Source organism: Pseudomonas sp. PAGU 2196 (assembly GCF_022179005.1).
GTDB lineage: Bacteria > Pseudomonadota > Gammaproteobacteria > Pseudomonadales > Pseudomonadaceae > Aquipseudomonas > Aquipseudomonas kermanshahensis.
The window spans coordinates 23116-45496 of record NZ_BNTL01000013.1 but is presented as its reverse complement, the minus strand read 5'-3'; the positions used below and the strand labels follow the sequence as shown (position 1 = coordinate 45496).

Genomic DNA, 22381 nt, shown 5'->3' with positions numbered 1-22381 from the left:
TAGTCTAGCAGAACTCGCCGATTCGTTAGAGATTATTGCACGCGCTTAAGTTTCATCCAGCCCGTGAAATTTCTCTCGAAGCTTGTCTAGCGCGCGCTTGTAACGCATTTTCGTCGCGCTCAGGCCCATGTGCATGATATCCGCGATTTCCTGAAATTCCAGCTCTGCGACAAATCGCAGCACCAGGATTTCCCGATCGATCGGGTTCACATGCACGAGCCATTTGTCCAGCCCGCCTTTTTCTTCGGGTTTGGGTGCCTTGTCTTCGGACGCCTCTTCAATAGGGTCCAGACTCAAGGCATCCATCAACCGACGTTTGCGTCGCTCCTTGCGGTACTGGGTAATGCACTCGTTGTAGGTGATGCTGTAGAGCCAGGTTTTGAACTTCGATTTACCTTCGAAGTTTTTCAGCCCGTACAGCACTTTCAGCATCACTTCCTGACAGACATCGTCGGCATCCCGGTCGTTCCCCAAATAACGTGCACAGACGTTGAACAGGGTCCGCTGGTAGCGCCGCATGAGCTCCTCATAGGCGCGGGTAACGTGGTACAGCTCCTCATGCGAACGCGCCACCAACTCTTCGTCGGTGAGCTCGCGGGGGTCATAACGCATGGGCGGCGAATGAACTTTATTCAAAACGGATCTGGCCGACAGTCAGGTCAATGTCGCCGCTCGACCCCGTGGGGTCGATTTCGCGGCGGCATACATTAACAGCTTTTGTGCGGTTAGCGGCTATTGACACGCTGCTCAAGCAACACGCGGTTAGACAGCGACACCAGTTCGCCATCATCGGTCAACAGCGTCGTCTTCACCGTGCCGATTTCCTCGATATGCCCTTCGACCTCTCCAATCCGCACCTGCTGGCCGACTTGGTACAGCTCGCGCACATAAATGCCAGCCAGAATTTGCCCAGCGATTTCGCGGCTGCCGAGGCCCATGGCCAAGGCAACGGCCAGACCAACGGTAATCAGCCCGATGACGATCACGTGGTTCAGCAGATCGGTCTTGACCTCGAGCTGGCTGATGGCCACCGAGATGCTGATGATGATCACCAGGCCTTGGGTGATACGCCCAATACCGGCGGAATACTCAAGGCCAATGCCTTCGGCTGCACCGCGCACCAGGCCATTAGCCACCTGCGCCAGCAGCACGCCGGCCAGCAGCACCAACGCCGCGCCGAACACTTTAGGCAGGTACAGGGCGAGCATGTCGAGGGTCGCCGACACCCGCTCAAGGCCCAGCGATTCAGCGGCCGAAACGAGGAAGATCAGCAACACGAACCAGTAGACGATCTTGCCGATCAGGGTCGATATCGGCACCTGAATGCCACCCCGGCTCAACATCTTGGTCAGCCCGGTACCGGCCATCAGGCGGTCTAGGCCAAGCTTGGCGAGCAATTTGGAGAGCAGCGCATCGAGCAGCTTGGCCACCACGAAACCGAGCAGCACCACCACCAGCGCGCCGAACAGGTTAGGGATGAAGTTCGCCACCTTGGTCCAAAGGGCCGTCATGGCAGTGACCAGGCTTTGGGTCCAGAGATCCAGTTCCATATTCAATCGGCCTTATCTGCTTTGCTGCCGCTGGCAGCGTTGCGGGTAGAGTTTCTACGCACGGGCGCAACATGCGCCGAGCCATTGTTGACGGCAATCAGCAGCGCCTGGCTCCAACGGCCAAGCAGGCTGAACAGATCACCCGCACCGACCTGGCGGTTGGCGGTTTTCAGCACACGACCCAAGCAGGCGGCGTCATCTCGGTCCTGGCCGGACGGTGACGCCTTGAGCAGGTCGCGCAGGGATTCTTCAAACGGATCGTGCATGGGCACCTCGCGCAGTATCAGCAAGAGACGAGATGGCACAGCGATGGGTCACACAGTGCAGGTCAATAGCCATTCACACCCACCGCAACCGCCGGAACAGCCACCACTGCCCCACTGCCAAGCCCAGCACCAGCAGGCTGGCGAACAGGAACCCATACGGGCTGTTCGACCCCGGAATACCGCCGACGTTGATGCCGAGCAGCCCGGTGACGAAGCTCATGGGCAGGAAAATACAGGTGATGATGCCGAAGCGGTACATGGTCCGGTTCATCCGCTCGCTGCGGCGCCGGTCCTCGCTCTCAAGCACCAGCGCGGCCCGCTCGCGGGTCAGCTCGAGCTCTTCGAGGTAGCGGATCAGGCTGTTGTTCAACTCGTTCCAGTAGTCGGCATCGGCATCGGCAAACCAGCTCCACTTGCTGCGTGACAGCTGGGCGTAGATTTCACGCTGCGGCGCCAGAAAACGCCGCAGGCCAGCGGCCCGACGGCGGATCTGCTGCAGGCTGCCCTGCTCTGGGGTGTACCGTTCGTCGGATTCGACCTTTTCTTCTTCGAGATCGACCAGTTCGGACAGGTCGCTGACCAGGCCCTGGACCTTTTCGGTCAGCAGTTCTCCCATCAACAGCAACAACTCGGAAGCCGACTTCGGCCCCCTGCCCTCGCTGAGCAACTGCAGAATCTCGTCGCTGGCCCGCAGCGGCCGCAGGCGTAGCGAGATGACCCGCTGCGCCTCGGCGAAAATGCGCACCGAAACCATGTCTTCAGGCTCGGCGCCTGGGTTGAGGTTGACCCCGCGCAAAAACAGCAACAACTGTTCATCCACCAGTGGCAGCAAGCGCGGCCGGGTGTTTTCTTCCAGCAGCAAATCGCAGGCAAACTCGCTAAGGCCGCTGTCGCGCAGCAGCCAGGTACGGGTTTGCGGGTGGCTGCGGTCCCAGTGCAGCCAGAGGCTTTCCTGGGGGTGCAGTTGCAGGTCGTCCAGTTCGGTACGGGCAATCGAGCGCGCGCCGCCTTTGCCATCGAGCACCAGGGCATGCACCAGCCCCCACTGCGCGTTGTCTTCCTCGAACATCAAAGCTCCATCAGCGCGTGCGGCGCATCACTCCGGCATTTTCAGCGGGCTTGGCGAGACCAGCACGCCATTGTTGTCGGCATATACGTATTCACCCGAGCGGAAGGTCACGCCGGCGAAGGTCACTGGCACGTCGAGCTCGCCGATGCCGCGCTTGTTGCTCTTCTTCGGGTGGCTGGCCAGGGCCTGCACGCCGACGTCGGTCTGGATCAGGATGTCCACGTCGCGTACGCAGCCGTAGATCACCAAGCCTTCCCAGCCATTTTTGGCAGCCTTCTCGGCCAGCATGTCGCCCAGCAGCGCACAGCGCAGCGAACCGCCGCCGTCGACCACCAGCACCTTGCCCTTGCCGTCGAGTTCGACCTGCTCCTTGACCAGCGAGTTGTCTTCGAAGCATTTGAGGGTGACGATTTGGCCGCCGAACGAATCGCGGCCGCCGAAGTTGCTGAACATGGGTTCGAGCACCTGGACCAGGTCCGGGTAGGCGTCGCAGAGGTCGGGCGTTACGTAATGCTGCATGGGAAGCTCCTGTCAGTCACAACGAAAGCGGGTGTGGGCCAAGGCTACACCGGAGAGGCTGTCGCAGTCATCCAGGACTGAGTGGTCAGCTTGTGCCTGTACCGGCCCTTTCGCGGGCAAGCCCGCTCCTACAGGAATACCACTGGCCTAGGAGCTGCAGTGATCCTGTGGGAGCGGGCTTGCCCGCGAAAGGGCCAGTACAGGCCGCAAAGAATCAGCTGGCCAACACAGGCTCCGCCATCACAATCGAAGCATGCACGGGCACCAAGGGGGCCCTCAACCAGCGCTCCACCAACGGCCAGACCTGAGCCTGGGCCGCCTTGCTGACCAGCATGTCGACATGCCCGAACGCCTCGAAGCCTTCCTCGCGCCCCAGCCGCAGAAACTGCTTGCGCGCCCCGCCCAACTGCTCGAACAGCTTGCGGCAAGCCCATACAGGGTCCTGGAAGTCGCCCGCGCCGGCCACAGCCAGCACCGGCACATCGACCCGTGCAAGCCCAGCCCACCAGTCATTGTCCTTGTCGCCAAAACGCCCGAACAGGCCATGCCAGCGCATGCTTTCAAGGGCCAGGCCGATCGGCTCGTCCTCGGGGCCACGCTTTAAGCGCTGCCCCGGAATCTGCCGCCAGCGCTTGAGCAAAAACTTCGCCCCCCACACCACCGGCGGCACTTTCAAGGGCCAGTACACGCGGCTGACCTGGGTGCCGAAGAACGCCGCGCTGGCGACCTGCTCAGGCGGCAAAAACCCGCCACCCAGCGCGGCGGCCAGGGTGGTACCGCCCAGGGAATGGCCAACCCAGTGCGGCGCCTGGCCGGCCTGCTCCTGAACGAATGCAGCAATCAAGGGCAAGTCATCGCGGGCATAGTCGGCGACACGGTTGTGCTGCCACTGGCGATTGCGCGGCGACAGGCCATGGCCACGCATTTCTGGGATCCACACATCAAAACCTGCGCGGGCGAGAAACGCGCCCAGGCCGATGCCTTTGGGCGAATACCAGAAACGGCGGTTGGAGAAACTGCCGTGCAAGAGAATGACCGGTGCGCCCTGGGCGCCTGGCTGGTCGGCCAACCCAAGGCGGGTCACGGCCAGCTCGACGCTCGGGTCGGGGCTGTTGCCAGCCTTGATCCGGTACACGTCCTCGCTCAAGTCGCCTCGGCGCTCTGCGCTGAGCAAGGCCACGGGAAATAAAGTGCTGCTGCTATGCATAAGGTTGCTTGGTGCACAAAAAAGGGCGGGAACCATTACTGGAACTCGCCCTGGATAAAACCAGGCGGGAGCGCGCCAGACGCGCCCCCGCAATTCACTGCATCAGGCTGCGCCCTGGCCCTCGGCCAGGAAGAACCAGGTCTCGAGCACCGAGTCCGGGTTCAGCGACACGCTTTCGATGCCCTGCTCCATCAGCCATTTGGCCAGGTCTGGGTGGTCCGATGGGCCCTGGCCGCAGATGCCGATGTACTTGCCGGCCTTGTTGCACGCCTGGATGGCGTTGGCCAGCAGCTTCTTGACGGCAGGGTTACGCTCGTCGAACAGGTGCGCAATGATACCCGAGTCACGGTCCAGGCCCAGGGTCAGCTGGGTCAGGTCGTTGGAGCCGATCGAGAAGCCGTCGAAGTATTCCAGGAACTCTTCGGCCAGAATCGCGTTGGACGGCAGCTCGCACATCATGATGACGCGCAGGCCATTGTCGCCACGGGCCAGGCCGTTTTCGGCCAACAGGTCGATGACCTGGCTGGCTTCGCCCAAGGTGCGCACGAACGGCACCATGATTTCGACGTTGGTCAGGCCCATTTCGTTGCGCACGCGCTTAAGCGCGCGGCATTCGAGCTCGAAGCAGTCACGGAACGATTCGCTGATGTAACGCGAAGCGCCACGGAAGCCCAGCATCGGGTTTTCTTCTTCCGGCTCGTACAGCTTGCCGCCGATCAGGTTGGCGTATTCGTTGGACTTGAAGTCCGACAGGCGCACGATGACCTTTTTCGGGTAGAAGGCTGCCGCCAGGGTGCTGATGCCTTCGACCAGCTTCTCGACATAGAAGCCGACCGGGTCGTCGTAACCGGCGATGCGCTTGTCGACGCTGTCCTTGAGCTCTGCCGGCAGGCCGGCATAGTTCAGCAGCGCCTTGGGGTGCACGCCGATCATGCGGTTGATGATGAACTCCAGGCGCGCCAGGCCGACACCGGCGTTGGGCAGCTGGGCGAAGTCGAAGGCACGGTCCGGGTTGCCGACGTTCATCATGATCTTGAACGGCAGGTCCGGCATGGCGTCGACCGAGTTCTGCTTGATGTCAAAGCCCAGCTCGCCTTCGAAGATGAAGCCGGTATCGCCTTCGGCGCAGGAGACCGTCACGCCCTGGCCGTCCTTGAGCAGTTGGGTGGCGTTGCCGCAACCGACAACGGCCGGAATACCCAGCTCACGGGCAATGATCGCCGCGTGGCAGGTACGCCCGCCACGGTTGGTGACAATGGCGCTGGCGCGCTTCATGACCGGCTCCCAGTCCGGGTCGGTCATGTCGGAGACCAGCACGTCGCCCGGCTGGACCTTGTCCATTTCCGACACGTCGTTGATCACACGGACCTTGCCGGCGCCGATGCGCTGGCCGATGGCGCGGCCTTCGACCAGTACGGTGCCTTTCTCTTTGAGCAGGTAGCGTTCCATGACATTGGCGCTGGAACGGCTTTTTACGGTTTCAGGGCGGGCCTGAACGATGTACAGCTTGCCGTCGTCACCGTCTTTGGCCCACTCGATGTCCATCGGGCGCTGATAGTGCTGCTCGATGATAATGGCCTGCTTGGCCAGTTCGTTGACTTCGGCGTCGCTCAGGCAGAAGCGGGCGCGTTCGGCGCGGTCGACTTCGACGGTCTTGACCGAACGACCGGCCTTGGCCTCGTCGCCGTAGATCATCTTGATCGCCTTGCTGCCCAGGTTGCGGCGCAGAATGGCCGGGCGGCCTGCCTGCAAGGTTTGCTTGTGCACGTAGAATTCATCAGGGTTGACCGCACCCTGCACGACGGTTTCACCCAGGCCATAGGCGCCGGTGATGAACACCACGTCGCGGAAGCCCGACTCGGTGTCGAGGGTGAACATCACGCCGGCGGTGCCGGTCTCGGAGCGGACCATGCGCTGCACGCCGGCCGACAGGGCCACCAGCTTGTGGTCGAAGCCCTGGTGCACGCGGTAGGCAATGGCGCGGTCGTTGAACAGCGAGGCGAACACTTCCTTGGCCGCGCGGATCACGTTGTCGACGCCGCGGATGTTGAGGAAGGTTTCTTGCTGACCGGCAAACGAGGCGTCCGGCAGGTCTTCGGCGGTGGCCGAAGAGCGCACGGCAACGGCCATGTTGTCGTTGCCAGCGGCCATTTCGGCGAAGGCCGTACGGATTTCCGCATCCAGACGCGCCGGGAATTCAGCTTCCATGACCCACTGGCGAATCTGCGCGCCGGTTTTGGTCAGGGCGTTGATGTCATCCACGTCCAGCGCATCGAGTGCGGCATGGATCCGGTCGTTGAGACCACTCTGTTCGAGAAAATCGCGGTACGCCTGCGCCGTAGTGGCAAAGCCGCCCGGCACCGATACACCAGCACCCGCAAGGTTGCTGATCATCTCGCCCAGGGATGCGTTCTTGCCCCCCACATGCTCCACATCATGGACGCCGAGCTTATCGAGGGAAACTACGTACTCTACCAAGGTGATCTCTCCACTAACTGTGTTGGAAAAGCTCAAAGGCGCCCGCCTGTCTGCTTTGACTTGGCCGGGCGTTTGTGGCCTGTACCTGGAAAATAAGTGAGAATGCCGACAGCCGCATTCGGCAAACCGAACTTATCATATCCAAGAAACGTCATCAGCTTAAGGCCCAGGGTGCAAATGAAAAGAACCGCGTTCTTCATCTCCGACGGCACCGGCATCACCGCCGAGACCCTGGGGCAAAGCTTGCTCGCTCAATTCGAAAGCATTCCGTTCAACAAATTCACCCGTCCCTACATCGATACGCCAGACAAAGCGCGCACCATGGTGCAGCAAATCAACGCTGCCGCCGAGCGCGATGGTGTGCGCCCGATCATCTTCGACACCATCGTCAATCAGGACATCCGCGAGATCCTGGCGACCTCGAATGGCTTCATGATCGACATCTTTTCGTCGTTTTTATCCCCGCTCGAGCAAGAATTGACCGCCCATTCGTCGTATTCCGTCGGCAAATCCCACTCGATTGGCGGCAACTCCAACTACATGGAGCGTATCGAGGCGGTCAACTTCGCCTTGGACAACGATGATGGCGCGCGCACGCACTACTACGACAAGGCCGACCTGATTCTGGTCGGCGTCTCGCGCTGCGGCAAGACGCCGACCTGCCTGTACATGGCCATGCAATTCGGTATTCGTGCGGCCAACTACCCGCTGACCGAAGATGACATGGAGCGCCTGCAACTGCCGGCGGTGCTGAAAAAACACCACAGCAAGCTGTTTGGCCTGACCATCGACCCGGACCGCCTGACGGCCATCCGCCACGAGCGCAAGCCCAACAGCCGCTATTCCAGCTTTGCCCAGTGCGAGTTCGAGGTGCGCGAGGTAGAGAGCCTGTTCCGGCGGGAGAACATTCCCAATATCAATTCCACGCATTTTTCGGTGGAAGAGATTTCGGCGAAGATTCTGGTGGAGAAAGGCGTGGAGCGGCGGTTCAAGTAAGCCTGCAGCGGCCTCTTCGCGGGGCANNAGCCCCCCTAAAAAAGCCCCGGCATCGCTGCCGGGGCTTTTTCATTTCAGACCACCGATCAGGACGGCACCACCACCGCCTGCCCGCTCATGGCCAGGTCGACCAGCTCGCGGTTGGCCACCGCGTACATCGCATAGTCAGTCCCGGTGGCATTGCGCAGGTCATCCAGCATCGCGCGCCAGCGCTCGACCATCACCCGGTGTTGCTCGGCCCACAGCGCCACGCGGGCATCCATGTCCTGCGGTGCATCGACCATCTGCAGCACAGAAATGGTGATCGCCCGCTGCTGCAGGTCGATATCGTCGCGGAACGCCTCGCGGGCCAGGGCCTGCCAGTTGTTTTCCACCGGCAGGTTGCTGATCTCCTGCAGGTACCAGGTCAGGTCCAGCGAGCTGCCCACGGCGAAGAACGCCTTGGCCACCTGCGCCGGGTCATGGCCGGTCACGTCTGCCGCCTCGATGATCGGCAACAAGGTGTACAGGTGGCTGGTACCGGCCACCATGCGCGCCAGCAGCTCCGGCACACCGGCGTCGACAAAGCCCTGGTAGCGCACCATCCAGCGCTCGCGGGTCGGGCCTTCCAGCAGTTCGTCGAGCTTGAGCCCCAGTTGCGCGATCTTCGGCCCGAAATGCGCGGTGTCACGCCCAGCATCCTGCTCGTTGCGGCGGCTGCGCAAGAACCAGCGCGTGGCACGGCGGCCCAGACGCATCAACTCGTCCATCAGGGTCAGCTGGATTTCGGCCGGCACCTGATAGTCCAGCGCTTCGATCTGACGGAACCAGTGCGGCAGGTGGAAGATATCGCGCACGATCACATAGGCGCCCGCCACGTTGGCCGGGCTCATGCCGGTCGATTCCTTCAGGCGCTGGACGAAGGTGATGCCCATGTTGTTGACCAGATCGTTGGCGATCTGGGTGCTGACGATCTCGCGTTTCAGGCGATGACGGCGCATGGACTCGGCAAACTTGCTGACCAGTGACGGCGGGAACGCGGTCTCCATGTCGCGGGTCAGGTAATCGTCGTCCGGCACCAGCGACTTCAGCAGTTGCTCCTTGAGGTCGATCTTGCTGTACGAGATCAGCACCGACAGCTCGGCACGGGTCAGGCCCTGGCCAGCGGCCAGGCGCTCGGCCAGTTGCTCTTCGGACGGCAGGAACTCGATGGCACGGTCGAGCTTGCCACGGCCTTCCAGGTCCGCCATCAGGCGCTTGTATTCGGCAATCCGCTCGCGGGCGCGGCGGGCCGCCAGGGACAACGCCTGGGTCTGCTTATAGTTGTTGCCCAGCACCAGCGCGCCGACTTCTTCGGTCATGCTGCCGAGCAACTGGTTACGCTGCTTCTCGGTCATGTCGCCACCCTGCACCACTTCATTGAGCAGGATCTTGATATTGACCTCGTGGTCCGAGCAGTCCACGCCGCCGGCGTTGTCGATGAAGTCGGTGTTGGTCGCGCCGCCATTGAGGCCGAACTCGACCCGACCAAGCTGGGTCATGCCCAGGTTGCCACCCTCGCCCACCACCTTGCAGCGCAGCTCGTTGCCGTTGACGCGCAGAGCATCGTTGGCCTTGTCGCCGACATCGGCGTGGCTCTCGCTGCTGGCCTTGACGTAAGTGCCGATGCCGCCGTTCCACAGCAGGTCGACCGGTGCCTTGAGCAGTGCATTGAGCAGCTCGGTCGGGGTCAGGCGGTCGGCTTCGATGGCAAAGCGTTCTTTCATCTGCGGGCTGATGGCAATGCTCTTGGCACTGCGCGGGAAGATCCCGCCGCCTTCGGACATGATGCTGGTGTCGTAGTCGCTCCAGGCCGAACGCGGCAGGTCGAACAGGCGCTTGCGCTCGGCGAAGCTGTTGGCCGGCTCCGGGTTCGGGTCGATGAAGATGTGCAAGTGGTTGAACGCCGCCACCAGCTTGAGTTTGTTGGACATCAGCAAGCCATTGCCGAACACGTCGCCGGCCATGTCGCCGACGCCGATCACGGTAATCGGGTCTTCCTGCACGTTGATGCCGCGCTCGCGGAAGTGGCGCTGCACACCCACCCAGGCGCCACGGGCAGTGATGCCCATCTTTTTGTGGTCATAACCGGCCGAGCCGCCCGAGGCAAAGGCGTCGCCCAGCCAGAAGCCGTAGTCGATGGCGATGCCGTTGGCGATGTCCGAGAACGTCGCGGTGCCTTTGTCGGCGGCCACTACCAGGTACGGATCGTCTTCATCGTGCCGCACCACGTTGGCCGGCGGCACCACGCCCCCGTCCTTGAGGTTGTCGGTGATGTCGAGCAGGCCAGAAATGAAGATGCGGTAGCAGGCAATGCCTTCGGCAGCGATCTCGTCACGGCTGCCGCCCAGGGGCAGGCGGCGCGGCAGGAAGCCGCCTTTGGCGCCGACTGGCACGATGACCGAGTTCTTCACCTGCTGGGCCTTGACCAGGCCGAGCACCTCGGTGCGGAAGTCTTCCTCGCGGTCCGACCAGCGCAGGCCGCCACGGGCGACGTTGCCAAAGCGCAGGTGCACGCCTTCGACCCGTGGCGAGTAAACGAAGATCTCGAACTTGGGTACCGGCTTTGGCAGCTCTGGGATCAGCTTGGGGTTGAACTTGAAGCTGAAGTACGACTTGTTCTGGCCGTTGGCATCGGGCTGGTAGAAGTTGGTGCGCAGGGTGGCCTTGATCAGGTCCAGGTAGCGACGCAGGATGCGGTCTTCGTTGAGCACCTGAACATCGTCCAGCGCCGTCAAGATCGCCTGCTCCAGACGCTGCTGCTTGTCGTCCAGGTCGTCTTGGGTCAGTTTGCGCGCCAGGTAGAAGCGGGTCTTGAACAACCGGGTCAGTTCGCGGGCGATGCCGGTGTGGTTGTTCAAGGTGCTGGCGATGTAGCCCAGGTCGAAGCCCAGGCGGATCTGCTTGAGGTAACGGGCATACGCACGCAGCAGCGCCACATCGCGCCACGGCAGGCCGGCGGTCAGCACCAGGCGGTTGAAAGCGTCGTTCTCGGCATCGCCGCGGACGATGTGGATGAAGGCGTCCTGCAGGGTGTCGTTGAGCTGCTGGATATCCAGGCTCAGGCCTTCGCTGTAGGTGAAGGCGAAGTCATGGATCCAGTACTCACGGCCATTGGCGTGGCGCAGGCGATACGGGAACTCGCCAAGCACGCGCAAACCGAGGTTTTCCAGAATCGGCAAGACATCGGACAGCGCCAGCGGGGTGTCGGCGTGGTACAGCTTGCAATGCAGGGTACGCTCGCCGACCTGGGTCAGCGGCTGGTAGAAGCTCATGGCCAGCGGCTTGCTTTCAGACAGCCCCAGCACATGCTGCAGGTCGACCACGGCCGAGTGCGCCGCGAAGCGCTCGCGGTAGCCCGCCGGGAAACCTTTGGGGAAGTCGGCCAGGATGTTGGTGCCCTGGGCTTCGCCGAAGTTTTCTACCACCAGGGTCGAGTAATCGTCTTGCCACGAGCGGCAGGCCTGGATCACTTCGTTTTCCAGTTGCTGCGGGTCGATGTCGATGCGGTTCTTCGGGTCGACCCGCAAAATCAGCTGCACGCGCGCCAACACCGATTCGGAGAAGAAGGTCCAGAACTCGCAGTCACTCGCTTTGAGGCGCTCCATCAGCACCTGCTGGATCTTCTGCCGCACTTCGGTGGAGTAGACCTCGCGCGGCACGTAGGCCAGGCAGTAGCAGAAGCGGCCGTAAGGGTCTTTGCGCAGGAACACGCGAATCTTGTTGCGCTCCTGGATCTGCACGATGGCCATGACCGTGCTGAACAGCTCGTCGATCGGGGTCTGGAACAGGTCGTCGCGCGGCAGCACTTCGAGCACCTGGGCCAGTTCCTTGCCCAGGTGAGCCTTGGGGTCGAAGCCAGAACGGCGCTCGACTTCGGCAACCTTGACCCGAATGTACGGGATGGCATGCACGCTCTCGCCATACACCGAGGAGGTGTACAAGCCCATGAAGCGGTGTTCCTTGACCACCTTGCCATCCGCGTCCAGCTGGCGGATCGACACGTAGTCCGGGTAGGCCGGGCGGTGCACGCGGCTGGGCAGCGCGGCCTTGGCGAAGGACAGCAGCAGCGGCTCGTTGAGGTAGGCTACGGCGTAGTCTTCGATACGCAGCTCTTCAGGCGTCAGCCCCACGCGCAGGCGACGAGGCAGGCCAAGGAACGATTGTTCGTCGTAGACCATCTGGCCGCCATCGCTGCCGCCCTGGACGGTGAATTCTTCGTAGCCGAGGAAGGTGAAATGGTTGTCCAGCAGCCACTCGAGAAACGCCTTCACCTCGCCTTTGTCATGCTGCGCCGGGCCAAACGCGGTCTGTTCCACCAGCGCCACGACTTCGCGCAGCTTGGCCTTCATCGGTTCGAAATCGGCGACCGCTACCCGCACTTCGGCCAGCACTTGTTCGATTTCACGGGCCAGCACCGTCAGTTCGGCGGCGTTGGCGCAGCGGTCGATCTCCAGGTACATCAGCGACTCATGGCGCACGCCTTCACCGTGGGTACCCTTGGGCAGCAGTTCCAGCAACTCGCCTTTGGCACCGCGGCGTACGCTCAGTACCGTGGTTTGCAGGGTGTGGATGCTGTAGCCCCGGCGGTTGAGCTCGGTGCGCACCGAGTCGACCAGGAAGGGTAAATCATGGTGCAGCACCTCGACCACGGTGTGGGTCGATTGCCAGCCGTTGCGTTCGTAATCAGGGTTGTACACCCGCACTTGAGGTTGTTCGGCGTCGAAGCGCTCGATGATGCGCCAGGCAGAAAGGGTACAGCCAGCCAGGTCGGAAAGCCTGCGCTGGGTGAGTTCGTCCATAGAGATGATGCCGAAGAACTGTTCGGCGAACAGCGCCACTTGTGGCAGTGCCTGTTCGCTGATGTGCTGCGCCAGAGCCGCTTGCAGTTGATGCTGGAAGTCGGCCTTGCTGGCTGCGGTGAAAAACGCCATCTGTGGTACTCCGCTTGGGCTTTGTAATAATTGAAGCGTCGCTCGCGTGCGCCGTGTACGGATCAACGATAGCCAACCCGTGGCATGGCGGACGGTTATAACCAGGCGTTGGACGTGCACAGCACGCCCAGGGCTCGCCGAAGCTTAACGACTGAGTAGTCACCAACGCTTGCAGCGCTGCGACAATTTCGGTCAAGGGGGGGTAACTTTACGTTTATGGATACGTGCAAGACTGTCAGAATTCCCTTCCGTTTCCTTTGACCCGAGCCTGTCCATGCAAATCAAGACCGCCCTGCTCTTCGCCACCCCTTGCGATGACGAGGAAGACAACATGGCAACCCTCTGCTGCCACAGCGACACGGGTCAGATGTTCCTGCTTACCCGTTACCCGGATGAAGACACGGTTGACCTGACCCTGGATGACGAGCCGTCGACGCTGGACGGGCTGAAAGTGACCCTGGGCGCGCAGCGCCTGCTGATCGAAGTGGCGGCCGGGGACCGCGATGCGCTGAAGGGGGATGAAGCGCTGGAGATCATCCTGACCAGCGAACTGAGCGACCTGGACGAGGTGAAGGAGACGCTACAGAACATTCTTGAGGGGACGGGGACCTTTGTCTGCGAGGTTTGAGGGCGCAGCCCGATGGGAGCAACTGTTTAGCTCGGGTTTGTAAAGACGGCGTGCCCCCTGTGGGAGCGGGCTTGTCCCGCGAACACGGGCGAAGCCCGTGCCACCCACCGCGGCGGTTGCTTCGCGGGGCGAGCCCGCTCCCACAGGGTCTGGGCGAGCTTTAAACAGGGCGAGCAAGAAAGCGGCTCTTACCTGACCGCTATGCCAACGCCAGTACGCTCCAACTGCGCCTCAAACCAGTGCAACACCGCCGTGCAGGCCGGGTGCGCTACCCCGCTATCGCGCAACCACAGTGCATACACGCCGCCAGTCTTCAGCGGCTCGCCAAACGGCACGATCAAATCCCCCCGGGCCAGGGCGTCGTGCGCCAGCAACTGGTCCGTCATGGCCACGCCCAAACCGCGGGCAGCGGCATCCAGCGCCAGGTCGTCAAGGTTGAACATCAGGTGTTTGTAACTGCGCCCGGGGCGATCCTGATGCGCTTGCAACCACAGGTTCCACTCGTGGCGCGCGGTCGAGCCATGGATCAAGGCATGATCACCCAGCGTTTCCAGCGAGCGTGGCGGTAACTGTCCGTCGCCAAGGCGCGGCGCGCAGACCGGGACCAGGTACTCATCGAACAACACCGTCAGCGGCCGATCATCAAGGCCATCTCGCAAATACAGTACATAGGCATCGCAATCGCCGCTGGTTTCCACCACCTCCCCGCTAACCGTTTCGATGGACAGGCACAACGCCGGGTTCAGCGCATAAAAGCTGCTCAACCTCGGCAGCAACCAGCGCACCGCCAGTGACACGAAGATGCGGATGCGAAACGGCCGGTCCACGGGCGCTGGCGAAAGCCGCTGCGCCAGGGCGCGCAGATCGTTCAGCGTTTCACACGCCACCGCATAGACATCACGGCCGTGCTCCGTCAGCGCCACCTTGCGGCTGGTGCGGTCGAACAGCGCCACCCCGTAATGCTCCTCCAACTGCTGAATCTGGCGGCTGATCGCACTCTGGGTCAGGTGCAACTGCCGGGCAGCCTCGGTAAAGCTGCTGCTGTCCGCCACGTGAGTGAGCGCCTGAAGGGCATGAAGCGAGGGCACACGAAAGATTTTATCCATGCGTTTCAAGAATAGCTGAATGAAATATTAGCGTTAGAAACACGGCCACAGCCCTCGTAGATTAAGCCTTGAACGCGCACTGACAACGAACACCGATAACCCGTGCGCATTGATTATGGAGAAGCTGATGGCAATCGACAACCGCTGTGGATGGATCGCGCTGGCGGGCGAGTCTGCCCCGCACCCGCGCCTCGAAGGCCAGCACACCTGCGACTGGCTGATCATCGGCGGTGGCATCACCGGCCTCGCGGCTGCCCACACACTGGCGGCACGCTTCCCAGGGCAACGCATCGTCCTGCTTGACCGGCAGCGAGTAGCCCAGGGGGCTTCGGCACGCAACTCGGGCTTTGCCGTCAGCCATGAACTGCCCTCACCCAACGAACTGCTCGGCAACTCTGGGTTTGCAGGTTTTGAAGTGGCGTCGCGCATTGGCGTGGCCGCTGCTCAGGAAGTGCGCCAGCGCATTGGTGAGCTGGGCATCGCCTGCGAGTACGACGACGGTGGCTATCACTTCGCCGTGCATCAGCCCGCGCACCTGCAGCAGGCCGAGGCCGTGATGCACACACTCGAGGCGGTAGGCGCCCAAGCACGCTACCTGGAAGGCCAAGCGCTGCAGCAGCGCCTTGGCAGCGGCTTCTATACCCGCGCCATTCATTGCGCCGGGGGCAACGCCTTGCTGCAACCGGCGAAGTATGTCCGGGGCCTTGCAGACAGCCTGCCCAAGGCGGTGGAGGTTTACGAGCACAGTGCGGTACTGAGCCTGCGCCGTGCCGGGCGTGGCTGGCAAGCCAAAACCGAAGCCGGCGTGATCAATGCGCCCCAGGTGCTGGCCTGCGTCGGCGCATTCTTGCCCAGAGTGGGCGTGCACCACAGCGGCACCTTCCCGCTGGAACTGAGCGCCAGCATCACCCGCCCACTGACCGAGGCGCGTTGGCAAAGCCAGTTCGGCGACCACACCTGGGGCGTACTGTCGACCTTGCCGGGCGGCGCTACCCTGCGCCTGCTGCCAGGCCGACGGCTGCTGATTCGCAACACGGTGGAATACCGCCAGCGCGACCTCAATGGCGCGCAGTTGCAGGCCCGCCGACAGCAGCATCTGCAAGGCCTGGAAAAGCGCTTCCCCGGGCTGTCCGCCAAGGACCTCGAATACACCTGGACCGGCCACCTGAGCGGCACCCGTTCTGGCGAGCCGTGCTTCGCGCGGATCGACGAAGGGCTGCATGCCGTGGCCGGCTGCAACGGCTCGGGGGTCGCCCGCGGCACCTTATGGGGCAGGCTGCTGGTCGACATGGCCAGCGCATCGTCGTCAACGCTGCTCAGCGACGTGCTTGGCCAGGCCCAACCCGGTTACCTGCCGCCACGCCCGTTCTTCGATATCGGCGCGTCCCTGCGCATGGCCTGGGAAGTACGCCGCGCGCGGCTAGAACGTTGACTGCCATGAGCACTTGCGCACACTTACAACAACAGAGGGCAAGATGATGAAACGTACCTGCATGGCCGTGCTGTCCGCGGCGCTGTTCAGCCTGACGGCCCAGGCCGCCGAATCGGTGAACATCGCCAACTGGAGCGGCTACATTGCCGATGACACCTTGGCAGCGTTCGCCCGCCGCACAGGCATCCAGCCCACCTACGACCTTATCGACAGCAACGAGACGACCGAGGCCAAGCTGATGACCGGCGGCAGCGGCTATGACCTGGTGAGCCCGTCCAACCATTTTCTGCCCAGGCTGATCAAGGCCGGTGCCATCCAAGAACTCGATCGCAGCAAGCTGCCCAACTGGCACAACCTTGACCCCAAGCTGATGCAGTTGCTGGAAACCAGCGACCCCGGCAACCGCCATGCCATCCCCTACATGTGGGTGACCACGGGTATCGGCTACAACGTCGACAAGATCAAGGCCATCTTCGGCACTGCCGATGTCACTCAGTCCTGGCAGATGCTGTTCAACCCGGACAACATCCGCAAGCTGAGCGCCTGTGGCGTGGCGTTTCTCGACAACCCGACGCAGGTGTTGCCGATCACCCTCAAGGTGCTGGGGCTCGACCCCCACAGCCAGCGCCCTGAAGACCTGAAAAAAGCCGAGGCGGCGCTGATGGCTATCCGCCCTTCCATCAGCTACTTCCACCAATCCAAGTACGTCAGCGACCTGGCCAACGGCAACATCTGCGTTGCGATCGGTTTCAGCGGCGATGTGCTGCAAGCGATGAACAGCGCGCAACAGGCGAACAACGGCGTGCACCTGGGCTACAGCATTCCCCGTGAAGGCTCGACGGTGGCGGTGGACATGGTGGTGATTCCCAAAGCTGCGCCGCACCTGGACGCGGCCTATGCCTACCTGAACTACCTGCTCGACCCCCAGGTCATGGCGCATATCAGCAACGCGGTGAAGTACCCGAATGGCAATGCGGCGTCATTACCCTATGTAGACGCGGCGCTGCGTGACAACCCGGCGGTGTACCCACCCCAGGCCGTGCTGGATACGCTGTTCCCGATCCAGACCCTGTCACCGGCAGGCATGCGTTTGAGCACCCGGCTGTGGACCCGGGTGATCAGCGGCAAGTGAACGCTGCGGGGGGGCTGCTGCTACTCGACGAGCTCGACGTAGCGGGATTCGCCACCCCCCGTCGCCCCCGACAACCAGCCCCAAACGAAGTGCAGCGTGGTGCGACCGGCTTGATCGAGCCCCACCGTACCGCGCGACCAGCCGGCCAGCATTTCACCTTCGGTGGTCAAACACTGAAAAAGTAGCTCGATCGTGTCGGGGCCTGTAACACGGCCTACCTGATTGCCAATCCGGATCCTACCGCCCTGATAGTGGCTGGTGATGGCGCTTCCATCGACAACGTAATGAAAGACCGTGCCAGCACCGGAGAGCCCTTGTGCATTGTTCGCTACCGCGAATCGGCGATTGTGCAGGCGCTCGGCGACGGGTGAAAAAGCAGTGTCCATCAGTGTCGTGTCCTTCCAGTGAGAGTCCATTTTGGCCTACGCGCACCTTAAACCAGAACGCGCCTTATTAGGTTTTGTACGAAAAATATGGTCATCCATCATTGTGGGAGCGGGCTTGCCCCGCGATCTGCCGCAACGCGGCAGCAAAGCCTGAATTCGCGACGACTTTGACGCTAGTCGATATCGGGTACAGGAGCGCTTCACACTCCATCGCGGGGCAAGCCCGCTCCCACAAAACTCTTCGTACAGAGCCTAGGCGTAAGGCGCGGTTGTTCATGCACAACGCCTTCGCGCCCCTGCCTGCAGATTTGATTTAGTCAAATATCGCCGCCCCGCATAGATTCTCGCCTACCGCTTGCAAACCAAAACTACGCACATACCCCGCGCCCAACCTTGGTCGCGGCGGGCCCGGTTGTGTCTGGCGTCAGTTGCAAACGTGTTTTAGCTGCCTGCCTAACTCAAATAATTATGGGAGCAATTCATGAACAGACTCGCGTTGACAGCGATGGCCACGGCGGCATGGGCTGTCACATCACCGGCAGTGTTTGCCATCCAGGTGACCGACAACCTGGACCTGGGCGGGGCTGTACGGACCCGGTTCGATTACGACCCGGACCGCGACATCAACAAGTTCAACTTCGACACCTTTTTCATCACCGCCAAATACACTTCGGACACCTGGATCGGCGCTGCAAAATACCGTTTCTACGGCAAAGCCTACCCTTACCAGTACACCGACGCCGTCGGCGACATTGCGTTTGCCGAATATGCCTGGGTGGGCTACAAGCTGGACGAACAGCGGCAGGTCCAGCTGGGCCTCAACCAGGTGCCGTTCGGCAACCTCAGCTACTTCGGCAGCACGTTCGCCGAAACCCTGGGCTACGTCCTAGGCCTCGAGGACCTCTCGATGGTCGGTGCCAAATACGTGCAACAGGCCGGCGGTTGGAACTTCCAAGCCGGCTACTACGCGCGCCCCGCCTGGCAAGGCAAGGGCACCAGCGAAGGGGGCGTCACCTACTCCAACGTGGTTTCAAGCCACGACCCGTACGTGGAAAACGGCAGCGACAACCGCGAGCGAAACACCGTAGTTGCACGCCTGGCGCACACGTTGAACATTGCCGGCTGGGACTCGGAAGTGGGCGTTTCCGGCTACACCGCCGACCTGAACAACAACGATACCCACGATGACGGCCGGCGCAACGCGTTCGCCGTGCACTACAGCGGCACCCACGGCGCCTGGGGCGTGCAGCTGCTTGCCGCACGGCAAGTGATGAGCCCGCGTAACCCAGACAGCGACGCGACGGTAACCTTCGGCGGCTACGACAGCACCTTCAACGTGGCCAGCCGCGGCAACCTGTACGTGGCCGATGTCAGCTACGCCATCCCCGGACGCTACCTGTTCGATCAGGTCAATGGCATCAAGCTGTATGCCGACTACAGCGAATACGATAAAAGCGCCAGCGACTTCAAAGACTCCCAACGCATCATCCTCGGCACCTCGTTCTTCGTCGGCAACCATGTCCTGATCGCCACCGAATGGATGCATGGCAAGAACGACCCGTATGTCGGCGGCAGCAGTTACACCCAGAGCTTGGCAGCGGGCGGCAGTGACCAGTGGGAAAACCAGCTGAACATCAATATCGGTTATTACTTCTGATCCTGCCCAAGTGCCTCGGGGGCCTTGAGGGTTCTTGACTCAAGGTCCGAGGCACTTGCCCGCAGCTTATCCAGCAGGTAGTCGAGCATCAGCAATTCTGGGTCACTCAAAGGTGCCAACAGTGACTGATTGATGCTGCGATAACGCCCCAGAATGTCGTTGTAGACCTGCCGCCCTTTGTCCGTCAGCACCACTTGGGCAAAGCGGGCATTCTCCGGGTTCGACAACCGCCTCAAATACCCTTCGCGCATCATGGTGCCGAGGGTGCGTGAAGTCTGCGCCATGTCCAGCTCCGCCCGCTGGGCAAGTTCACTGACGGTGATCCCTTCGCCGTGAACCAGGCTGAAGATAATCCGCAGCCGGCGCCGGCTGATGCCGTACTCCTGCTTGCAGACCTTTTCCGTGACATACCCGCAATCCCGATACACCAGGTAAAGCCGGTAATCGATCATGTCTTCCAATGTGCCTGGATGCTTAATGCCCTGCAGGCGTTCGGCGGCGTCTGGCGTTGTTGTTGTCTCGCTGCTCACGGCATCACCCTCTCTACTGCTGCGCCACCAGGTGGCCTTGCATGTTAGCAAGTATCGCCCGCAACGGACGGCGGGGCGCGAGATTTGACTGAATCAAATACCGACACCTCTCATATAGTCCGATGGCCCTTTATGCAAAAGAACACGCACTGTTCGTTCGCCTGGCCGTGAGACTTCAACCATGAAAAACAAGAATATGGGTAGTGCACAACTGGCTGCACTGCTGGACCGTCAGGTACCGGGGGAAACCCTGGACCAAGCGTTTTATACCGATGACGCGCTGTTCCAGTTCGAGATGGATGCGATCTGGCACCGCGAATGGCTGTTCGCCGGCATGAGCTGCACCATCAACACCGCTGGCAGTTGGTTCAAGGTCGACATAGGCACGGCCTCGGTGGTCGTGATGCGTGGCCGCGATGGTGCCATTCGCGCCTTCCACAACACCTGCCGGCACCGCGGCTCACGCCTCTGCGTGGGCGACAAAGGCAAGACCCGAAACCTGATTTGCCCCTATCACCAGTGGACCTACGATGACACGGGCTCATTGATCTTCGCCCGGGAAATGCCGGAAAACTTCGACAAGGCCGCCAACGCGCTGCAGCAGGTACACGTACGCGAGCTGGCCGGTTACCTGTTCATCTGCCTGGCCGACACGCCGAATGCGTTCGACACCTTCGCCAACGTCGTCACCCCGTACCTGGCCCCGCACGACCTGGCTGACGCCAAGGTCGCCCACGAAATGACCATTATCGAAGAGGCGAACTGGAAGCTGGTCATCGAAAACAACCGCGAGTGCTACCACTGCCGCAGCGGCCACCCGGAACTGCTCAACACCATCGCCGAAGTCGAGGACGTGAACGACCCGCGGTGCCCGCCCGAGTACGTGCCCAAGGCGGCCGCCGACCAACTGCGCTGGGATGAACAAGGCCTGCCGCATCGGCTGCAGGCGAACCCTCAAGGCTGGCAGGTGGTGCGGGTGCCGATGTACCGCGGCCTGTCCTTCACCATGGACGGCCAGCCCGCTTCGCAGCGGGTGATGGGCCGGTTGCCGGACTTCGACGTTGGCTCCGTGCGCGTTCTGCACTTCCCCAACACCTGGAACCATGCCTTGGGCGACCATGCCATCTCGTTCCGGGTATTGCCGCTAGGCCCGCAGAAAACCGCCGTCACCACCCAATGGCTGGTGCACAAGGACGCCGTCGAGGGCGTCGATTACCAGCTCGACAACCTGCTCAAGGTTTGGCGGGCGACCAACGACCAGGACAAGACCCTGGCCGAAAACAACCAACTGGGCATCAACTCGCCCGCCTATCGCAAGGGCCACTATTCGCCGTCGGCGGAGTACGGGGTCATGGCCTTCATCACCTGGTACCTGGACGCCATGAAGCGCGCGGGAATGCCCGAATGAGCGGGCCGCTGCTGACGCTCAAGGTGCACAAGCGCGACCTGCAGGGCGAGGATGTGGTGGTGCTCGACCTTGTGGAACCGCAAGGCCGGGCCCTGCCGGCATTCAGCGCCGGCGCCCATGTGGACGTTCACCTGGGGGCCGGGCTGGTCCGCCAGTACTCCCTTTGTAGCGACCCGGCGGACCTTACCCGGTACCGCGTTGGTGTGTTGCGCGACCCGCGCTCGCGCGGCGGCTCGGCAGCGGTGCACGCGTTGCTGCAAGAAGGGCGGGAAGTAACGATCGGCCAGCCCCGCAACCTGTTCCCGCTGGCGGAGGCCGCTAGCGGTTCGCTGCTGTTCGGCGGCGGTATCGGCATTACGCCGATGATTGCCATGGCCCATCAGTTGCACGCGCAAGCGCAGCCGTTCGAACTGCATTACTGCGCACGCTCGCGCAAGCGCTCGGCTTTTGTCCAAGAGCTGGAGCACGCCGGCTTCGCGGCCTGCGTGCACACCCACTTCGATGATGAAACGGCCAGTGGCAAGCTGGACCTGGCATCAGTACTGGGCCAGGCGCCAGCGGGCGTGCATGTGTACGTCTGCGGGCCAAGCGGGTTCATGGACTGGGTGATCGGCCACGCACAGGCCGCCGGTTTCGCACCCGACCATATCCACAGCGAATATTTTCAGGCGGCCGTTGAAACCCACGGCGCTGCCTTCGACGTGGTGGCTCGCCGCAGCGGCAAGACCGTGCGTGTCAGCGAGGGCCATAGCATCGCCCGGGCACTGGCGGCAGCTGGCGTGAACATCCAGGTGGCCTGCGAGCAAGGGATGTGCGGGACCTGCCTGTGCACGGTGCTGGAAGGCCGGCCGGATCACCGGGATGTGTACCTCACTGACGAAGAGAAACAGGCGAACGAGCAAATCCTGACGTGTTGTTCGCGCGCGTTGTCGGACACCTTGGTACTGGATATCTGAGGCAGGGTAACAGTGCCTGTTTCCAGGTTTTTAGGTGATGCGTAAATCGAGCGCCACCCGCGCGGCGCTCGACCTTAAAGTCGGTGAATAAAGTTTAACGACTTACACG

General features: G+C 62.0%; 18 protein-coding genes. 7 read left to right on the top strand and 11 right to left on the bottom strand.

Annotated features, from left to right (window positions below; genetic code table 11):
* Window positions 1-45: 45 nt before the first annotated feature.
* The 7 genes from sigX to ppsA form a co-directional block, all read right to left on the bottom strand.
* Window positions 46-612: an RNA polymerase sigma factor SigX gene (gene sigX, locus MFF34_RS13665; RefSeq protein ID WP_033694384.1), complete on the bottom strand. Its 567-nt coding sequence runs from the start codon at window positions 610-612 to the stop codon at window positions 46-48.
* 113 nt (window positions 613-725) lie between these two features.
* Window positions 726-1550 carry a mechanosensitive ion channel domain-containing protein gene (locus MFF34_RS13660; RefSeq protein ID WP_027596672.1) on the bottom strand — a complete coding sequence of 275 codons (825 nt, stop codon included), beginning with the start codon at window positions 1548-1550 and terminating at the stop codon, window positions 726-728.
* A gap of 2 nt (window positions 1551-1552) precedes the next feature.
* Entirely contained in the window at window positions 1553-1816 is a 264-nt protein-coding gene (locus MFF34_RS13655; protein WP_027596673.1) for a hypothetical protein, read from the bottom strand.
* A 73-nt stretch (window positions 1817-1889) separates the two neighbouring features.
* On the bottom strand, window positions 1890-2885 hold the full coding sequence (locus MFF34_RS13650) for a zinc transporter ZntB (protein ID WP_027596674.1): 996 nt from the start codon (window positions 2883-2885) through the stop codon (window positions 1890-1892).
* Between the two features lie 27 nt (window positions 2886-2912).
* On the bottom strand, window positions 2913-3404 hold the full coding sequence (rraA, locus tag MFF34_RS13645; RefSeq protein ID WP_027596675.1) for a ribonuclease E activity regulator RraA: 492 nt from the start codon (window positions 3402-3404) through the stop codon (window positions 2913-2915).
* A gap of 214 nt (window positions 3405-3618) precedes the next feature.
* The gene (locus tag MFF34_RS13640) at window positions 3619-4611 is read right to left on the bottom strand and encodes an alpha/beta fold hydrolase (protein ID WP_374707400.1); all 993 of its coding nucleotides are present in this window, start codon (window positions 4609-4611) and stop codon (window positions 3619-3621) included.
* A gap of 102 nt (window positions 4612-4713) precedes the next feature.
* Window positions 4714-7089, bottom strand: a complete 2376-nt coding sequence (ppsA, locus tag MFF34_RS13635; RefSeq protein ID WP_238214622.1) for a phosphoenolpyruvate synthase — start codon at window positions 7087-7089, stop codon at window positions 4714-4716.
* Window positions 7090-7266: 177 nt separating this feature from the next.
* Between ppsA and MFF34_RS13630 the strand changes: the two genes are divergently transcribed.
* Window positions 7267-8085 (top strand): pyruvate, water dikinase regulatory protein, encoded by an 819-nt coding sequence (locus MFF34_RS13630; RefSeq protein ID WP_027596678.1) that lies wholly within the window; start codon window positions 7267-7269, stop codon window positions 8083-8085.
* 86 nt (window positions 8086-8171) lie between these two features.
* On the opposite strand, the gene MFF34_RS13625 is transcribed toward MFF34_RS13630, so the two are convergent.
* Window positions 8172-13037, bottom strand: a complete 4866-nt coding sequence (locus tag MFF34_RS13625; RefSeq protein ID WP_238214619.1) for an NAD-glutamate dehydrogenase — start codon at window positions 13035-13037, stop codon at window positions 8172-8174.
* A 274-nt stretch (window positions 13038-13311) separates the two neighbouring features.
* On the opposite strand from MFF34_RS13625, the gene MFF34_RS13620 reads away from it, so the two are divergent.
* Complete coding sequence (locus MFF34_RS13620) at window positions 13312-13665, top strand: hypothetical protein (protein WP_238214612.1); 354 nt, start codon at window positions 13312-13314, stop codon at window positions 13663-13665.
* A gap of 188 nt (window positions 13666-13853) precedes the next feature.
* Here MFF34_RS13620 and MFF34_RS13615 read toward each other — a convergent pair whose 3' ends face one another.
* Window positions 13854-14771: a LysR substrate-binding domain-containing protein gene (locus MFF34_RS13615; protein ID WP_238214611.1), complete on the bottom strand. Its 918-nt coding sequence runs from the start codon at window positions 14769-14771 to the stop codon at window positions 13854-13856.
* Between the two features lie 133 nt (window positions 14772-14904).
* On the opposite strand from MFF34_RS13615, the gene MFF34_RS13610 reads away from it, so the two are divergent.
* Window positions 14905-16203, top strand: coding sequence for an FAD-binding oxidoreductase (locus MFF34_RS13610; protein ID WP_238214685.1), 1299 nt, complete (start codon window positions 14905-14907; stop codon window positions 16201-16203).
* A 43-nt stretch (window positions 16204-16246) separates the two neighbouring features.
* Window positions 16247-17335, top strand: a complete 1089-nt coding sequence (locus MFF34_RS13605; protein WP_238214608.1) for a polyamine ABC transporter substrate-binding protein — start codon at window positions 16247-16249, stop codon at window positions 17333-17335.
* A 20-nt stretch (window positions 17336-17355) separates the two neighbouring features.
* Here the strand turns inward: MFF34_RS13605 and MFF34_RS13600 are convergent, their stop codons facing one another.
* Window positions 17356-17721 (bottom strand): hypothetical protein, encoded by a 366-nt coding sequence (locus MFF34_RS13600; protein ID WP_027596684.1) that lies wholly within the window; start codon window positions 17719-17721, stop codon window positions 17356-17358.
* A 481-nt stretch (window positions 17722-18202) separates the two neighbouring features.
* Between MFF34_RS13600 and MFF34_RS13595 the strand changes: the two genes are divergently transcribed.
* Window positions 18203-19378, top strand: a complete 1176-nt coding sequence (locus MFF34_RS13595) for a hypothetical protein (protein WP_374707399.1) — start codon at window positions 18203-18205, stop codon at window positions 19376-19378.
* Here the strand turns inward: MFF34_RS13595 and MFF34_RS13590 are convergent.
* On the bottom strand, window positions 19369-19908 hold the full coding sequence (locus MFF34_RS13590; protein WP_238214606.1) for a MarR family winged helix-turn-helix transcriptional regulator: 540 nt from the start codon (window positions 19906-19908) through the stop codon (window positions 19369-19371). The two genes, MFF34_RS13595 and MFF34_RS13590, sit on opposite strands and share 10 nt — an antisense overlap.
* A 181-nt stretch (window positions 19909-20089) precedes the next feature.
* On the opposite strand from MFF34_RS13590, the gene MFF34_RS13585 reads away from it, so the two are divergent.
* Window positions 20090-21316, top strand: coding sequence for an aromatic ring-hydroxylating dioxygenase subunit alpha (locus MFF34_RS13585; RefSeq protein WP_238214604.1), 1227 nt, complete (start codon window positions 20090-20092; stop codon window positions 21314-21316).
* Window positions 21313-22272 (top strand): PDR/VanB family oxidoreductase, encoded by a 960-nt coding sequence (locus tag MFF34_RS13580; RefSeq protein WP_238214602.1) that lies wholly within the window; start codon window positions 21313-21315, stop codon window positions 22270-22272. The genes MFF34_RS13585 and MFF34_RS13580 overlap by 4 nt, the downstream gene beginning before the upstream one ends.
* Window positions 22273-22381: the final 109 nt, after the last annotated feature.

Coding starts and splice junctions, on each gene's coding strand:
- MFF34_RS13615 (WP_238214611.1), bottom strand. CDS start 14,771: ATGGATAAAATCTTTCGTGTGCCCTCGCTTCATGCCCTTCAGGCGCTC.
- MFF34_RS13660 (WP_027596672.1), bottom strand. CDS start 1,550: ATGGAACTGGATCTCTGGACCCAAAGCCTGGTCACTGCCATGACGGCC.
- MFF34_RS13605 (WP_238214608.1), top strand. CDS start 16,247: ATGATGAAACGTACCTGCATGGCCGTGCTGTCCGCGGCGCTGTTCAGC.
- MFF34_RS13595 (WP_374707399.1), top strand. CDS start 18,203: ATGAACAGACTCGCGTTGACAGCGATGGCCACGGCGGCATGGGCTGTC.
- sigX (WP_033694384.1), bottom strand. CDS start 612: ATGCGTTATGACCCCCGCGAGCTCACCGACGAAGAGTTGGTGGCGCGT.
- MFF34_RS13580 (WP_238214602.1), top strand. CDS start 21,313: ATGAGCGGGCCGCTGCTGACGCTCAAGGTGCACAAGCGCGACCTGCAG.
- MFF34_RS13630 (WP_027596678.1), top strand. CDS start 7,267: ATGAAAAGAACCGCGTTCTTCATCTCCGACGGCACCGGCATCACCGCC.
- MFF34_RS13620 (WP_238214612.1), top strand. CDS start 13,312: ATGCAAATCAAGACCGCCCTGCTCTTCGCCACCCCTTGCGATGACGAG.
- MFF34_RS13600 (WP_027596684.1), bottom strand. CDS start 17,721: ATGGACACTGCTTTTTCACCCGTCGCCGAGCGCCTGCACAATCGCCGA.
- MFF34_RS13650 (WP_027596674.1), bottom strand. CDS start 2,885: ATGTTCGAGGAAGACAACGCGCAGTGGGGGCTGGTGCATGCCCTGGTG.
- MFF34_RS13655 (WP_027596673.1), bottom strand. CDS start 1,816: ATGCACGATCCGTTTGAAGAATCCCTGCGCGACCTGCTCAAGGCGTCA.
- rraA (WP_027596675.1), bottom strand. CDS start 3,404: ATGCAGCATTACGTAACGCCCGACCTCTGCGACGCCTACCCGGACCTG.
- MFF34_RS13640 (WP_374707400.1), bottom strand. CDS start 4,611: ATGCATAGCAGCAGCACTTTATTTCCCGTGGCCTTGCTCAGCGCAGAG.
- MFF34_RS13585 (WP_238214604.1), top strand. CDS start 20,090: ATGAAAAACAAGAATATGGGTAGTGCACAACTGGCTGCACTGCTGGAC.
- MFF34_RS13625 (WP_238214619.1), bottom strand. CDS start 13,037: ATGGCGTTTTTCACCGCAGCCAGCAAGGCCGACTTCCAGCATCAACTG.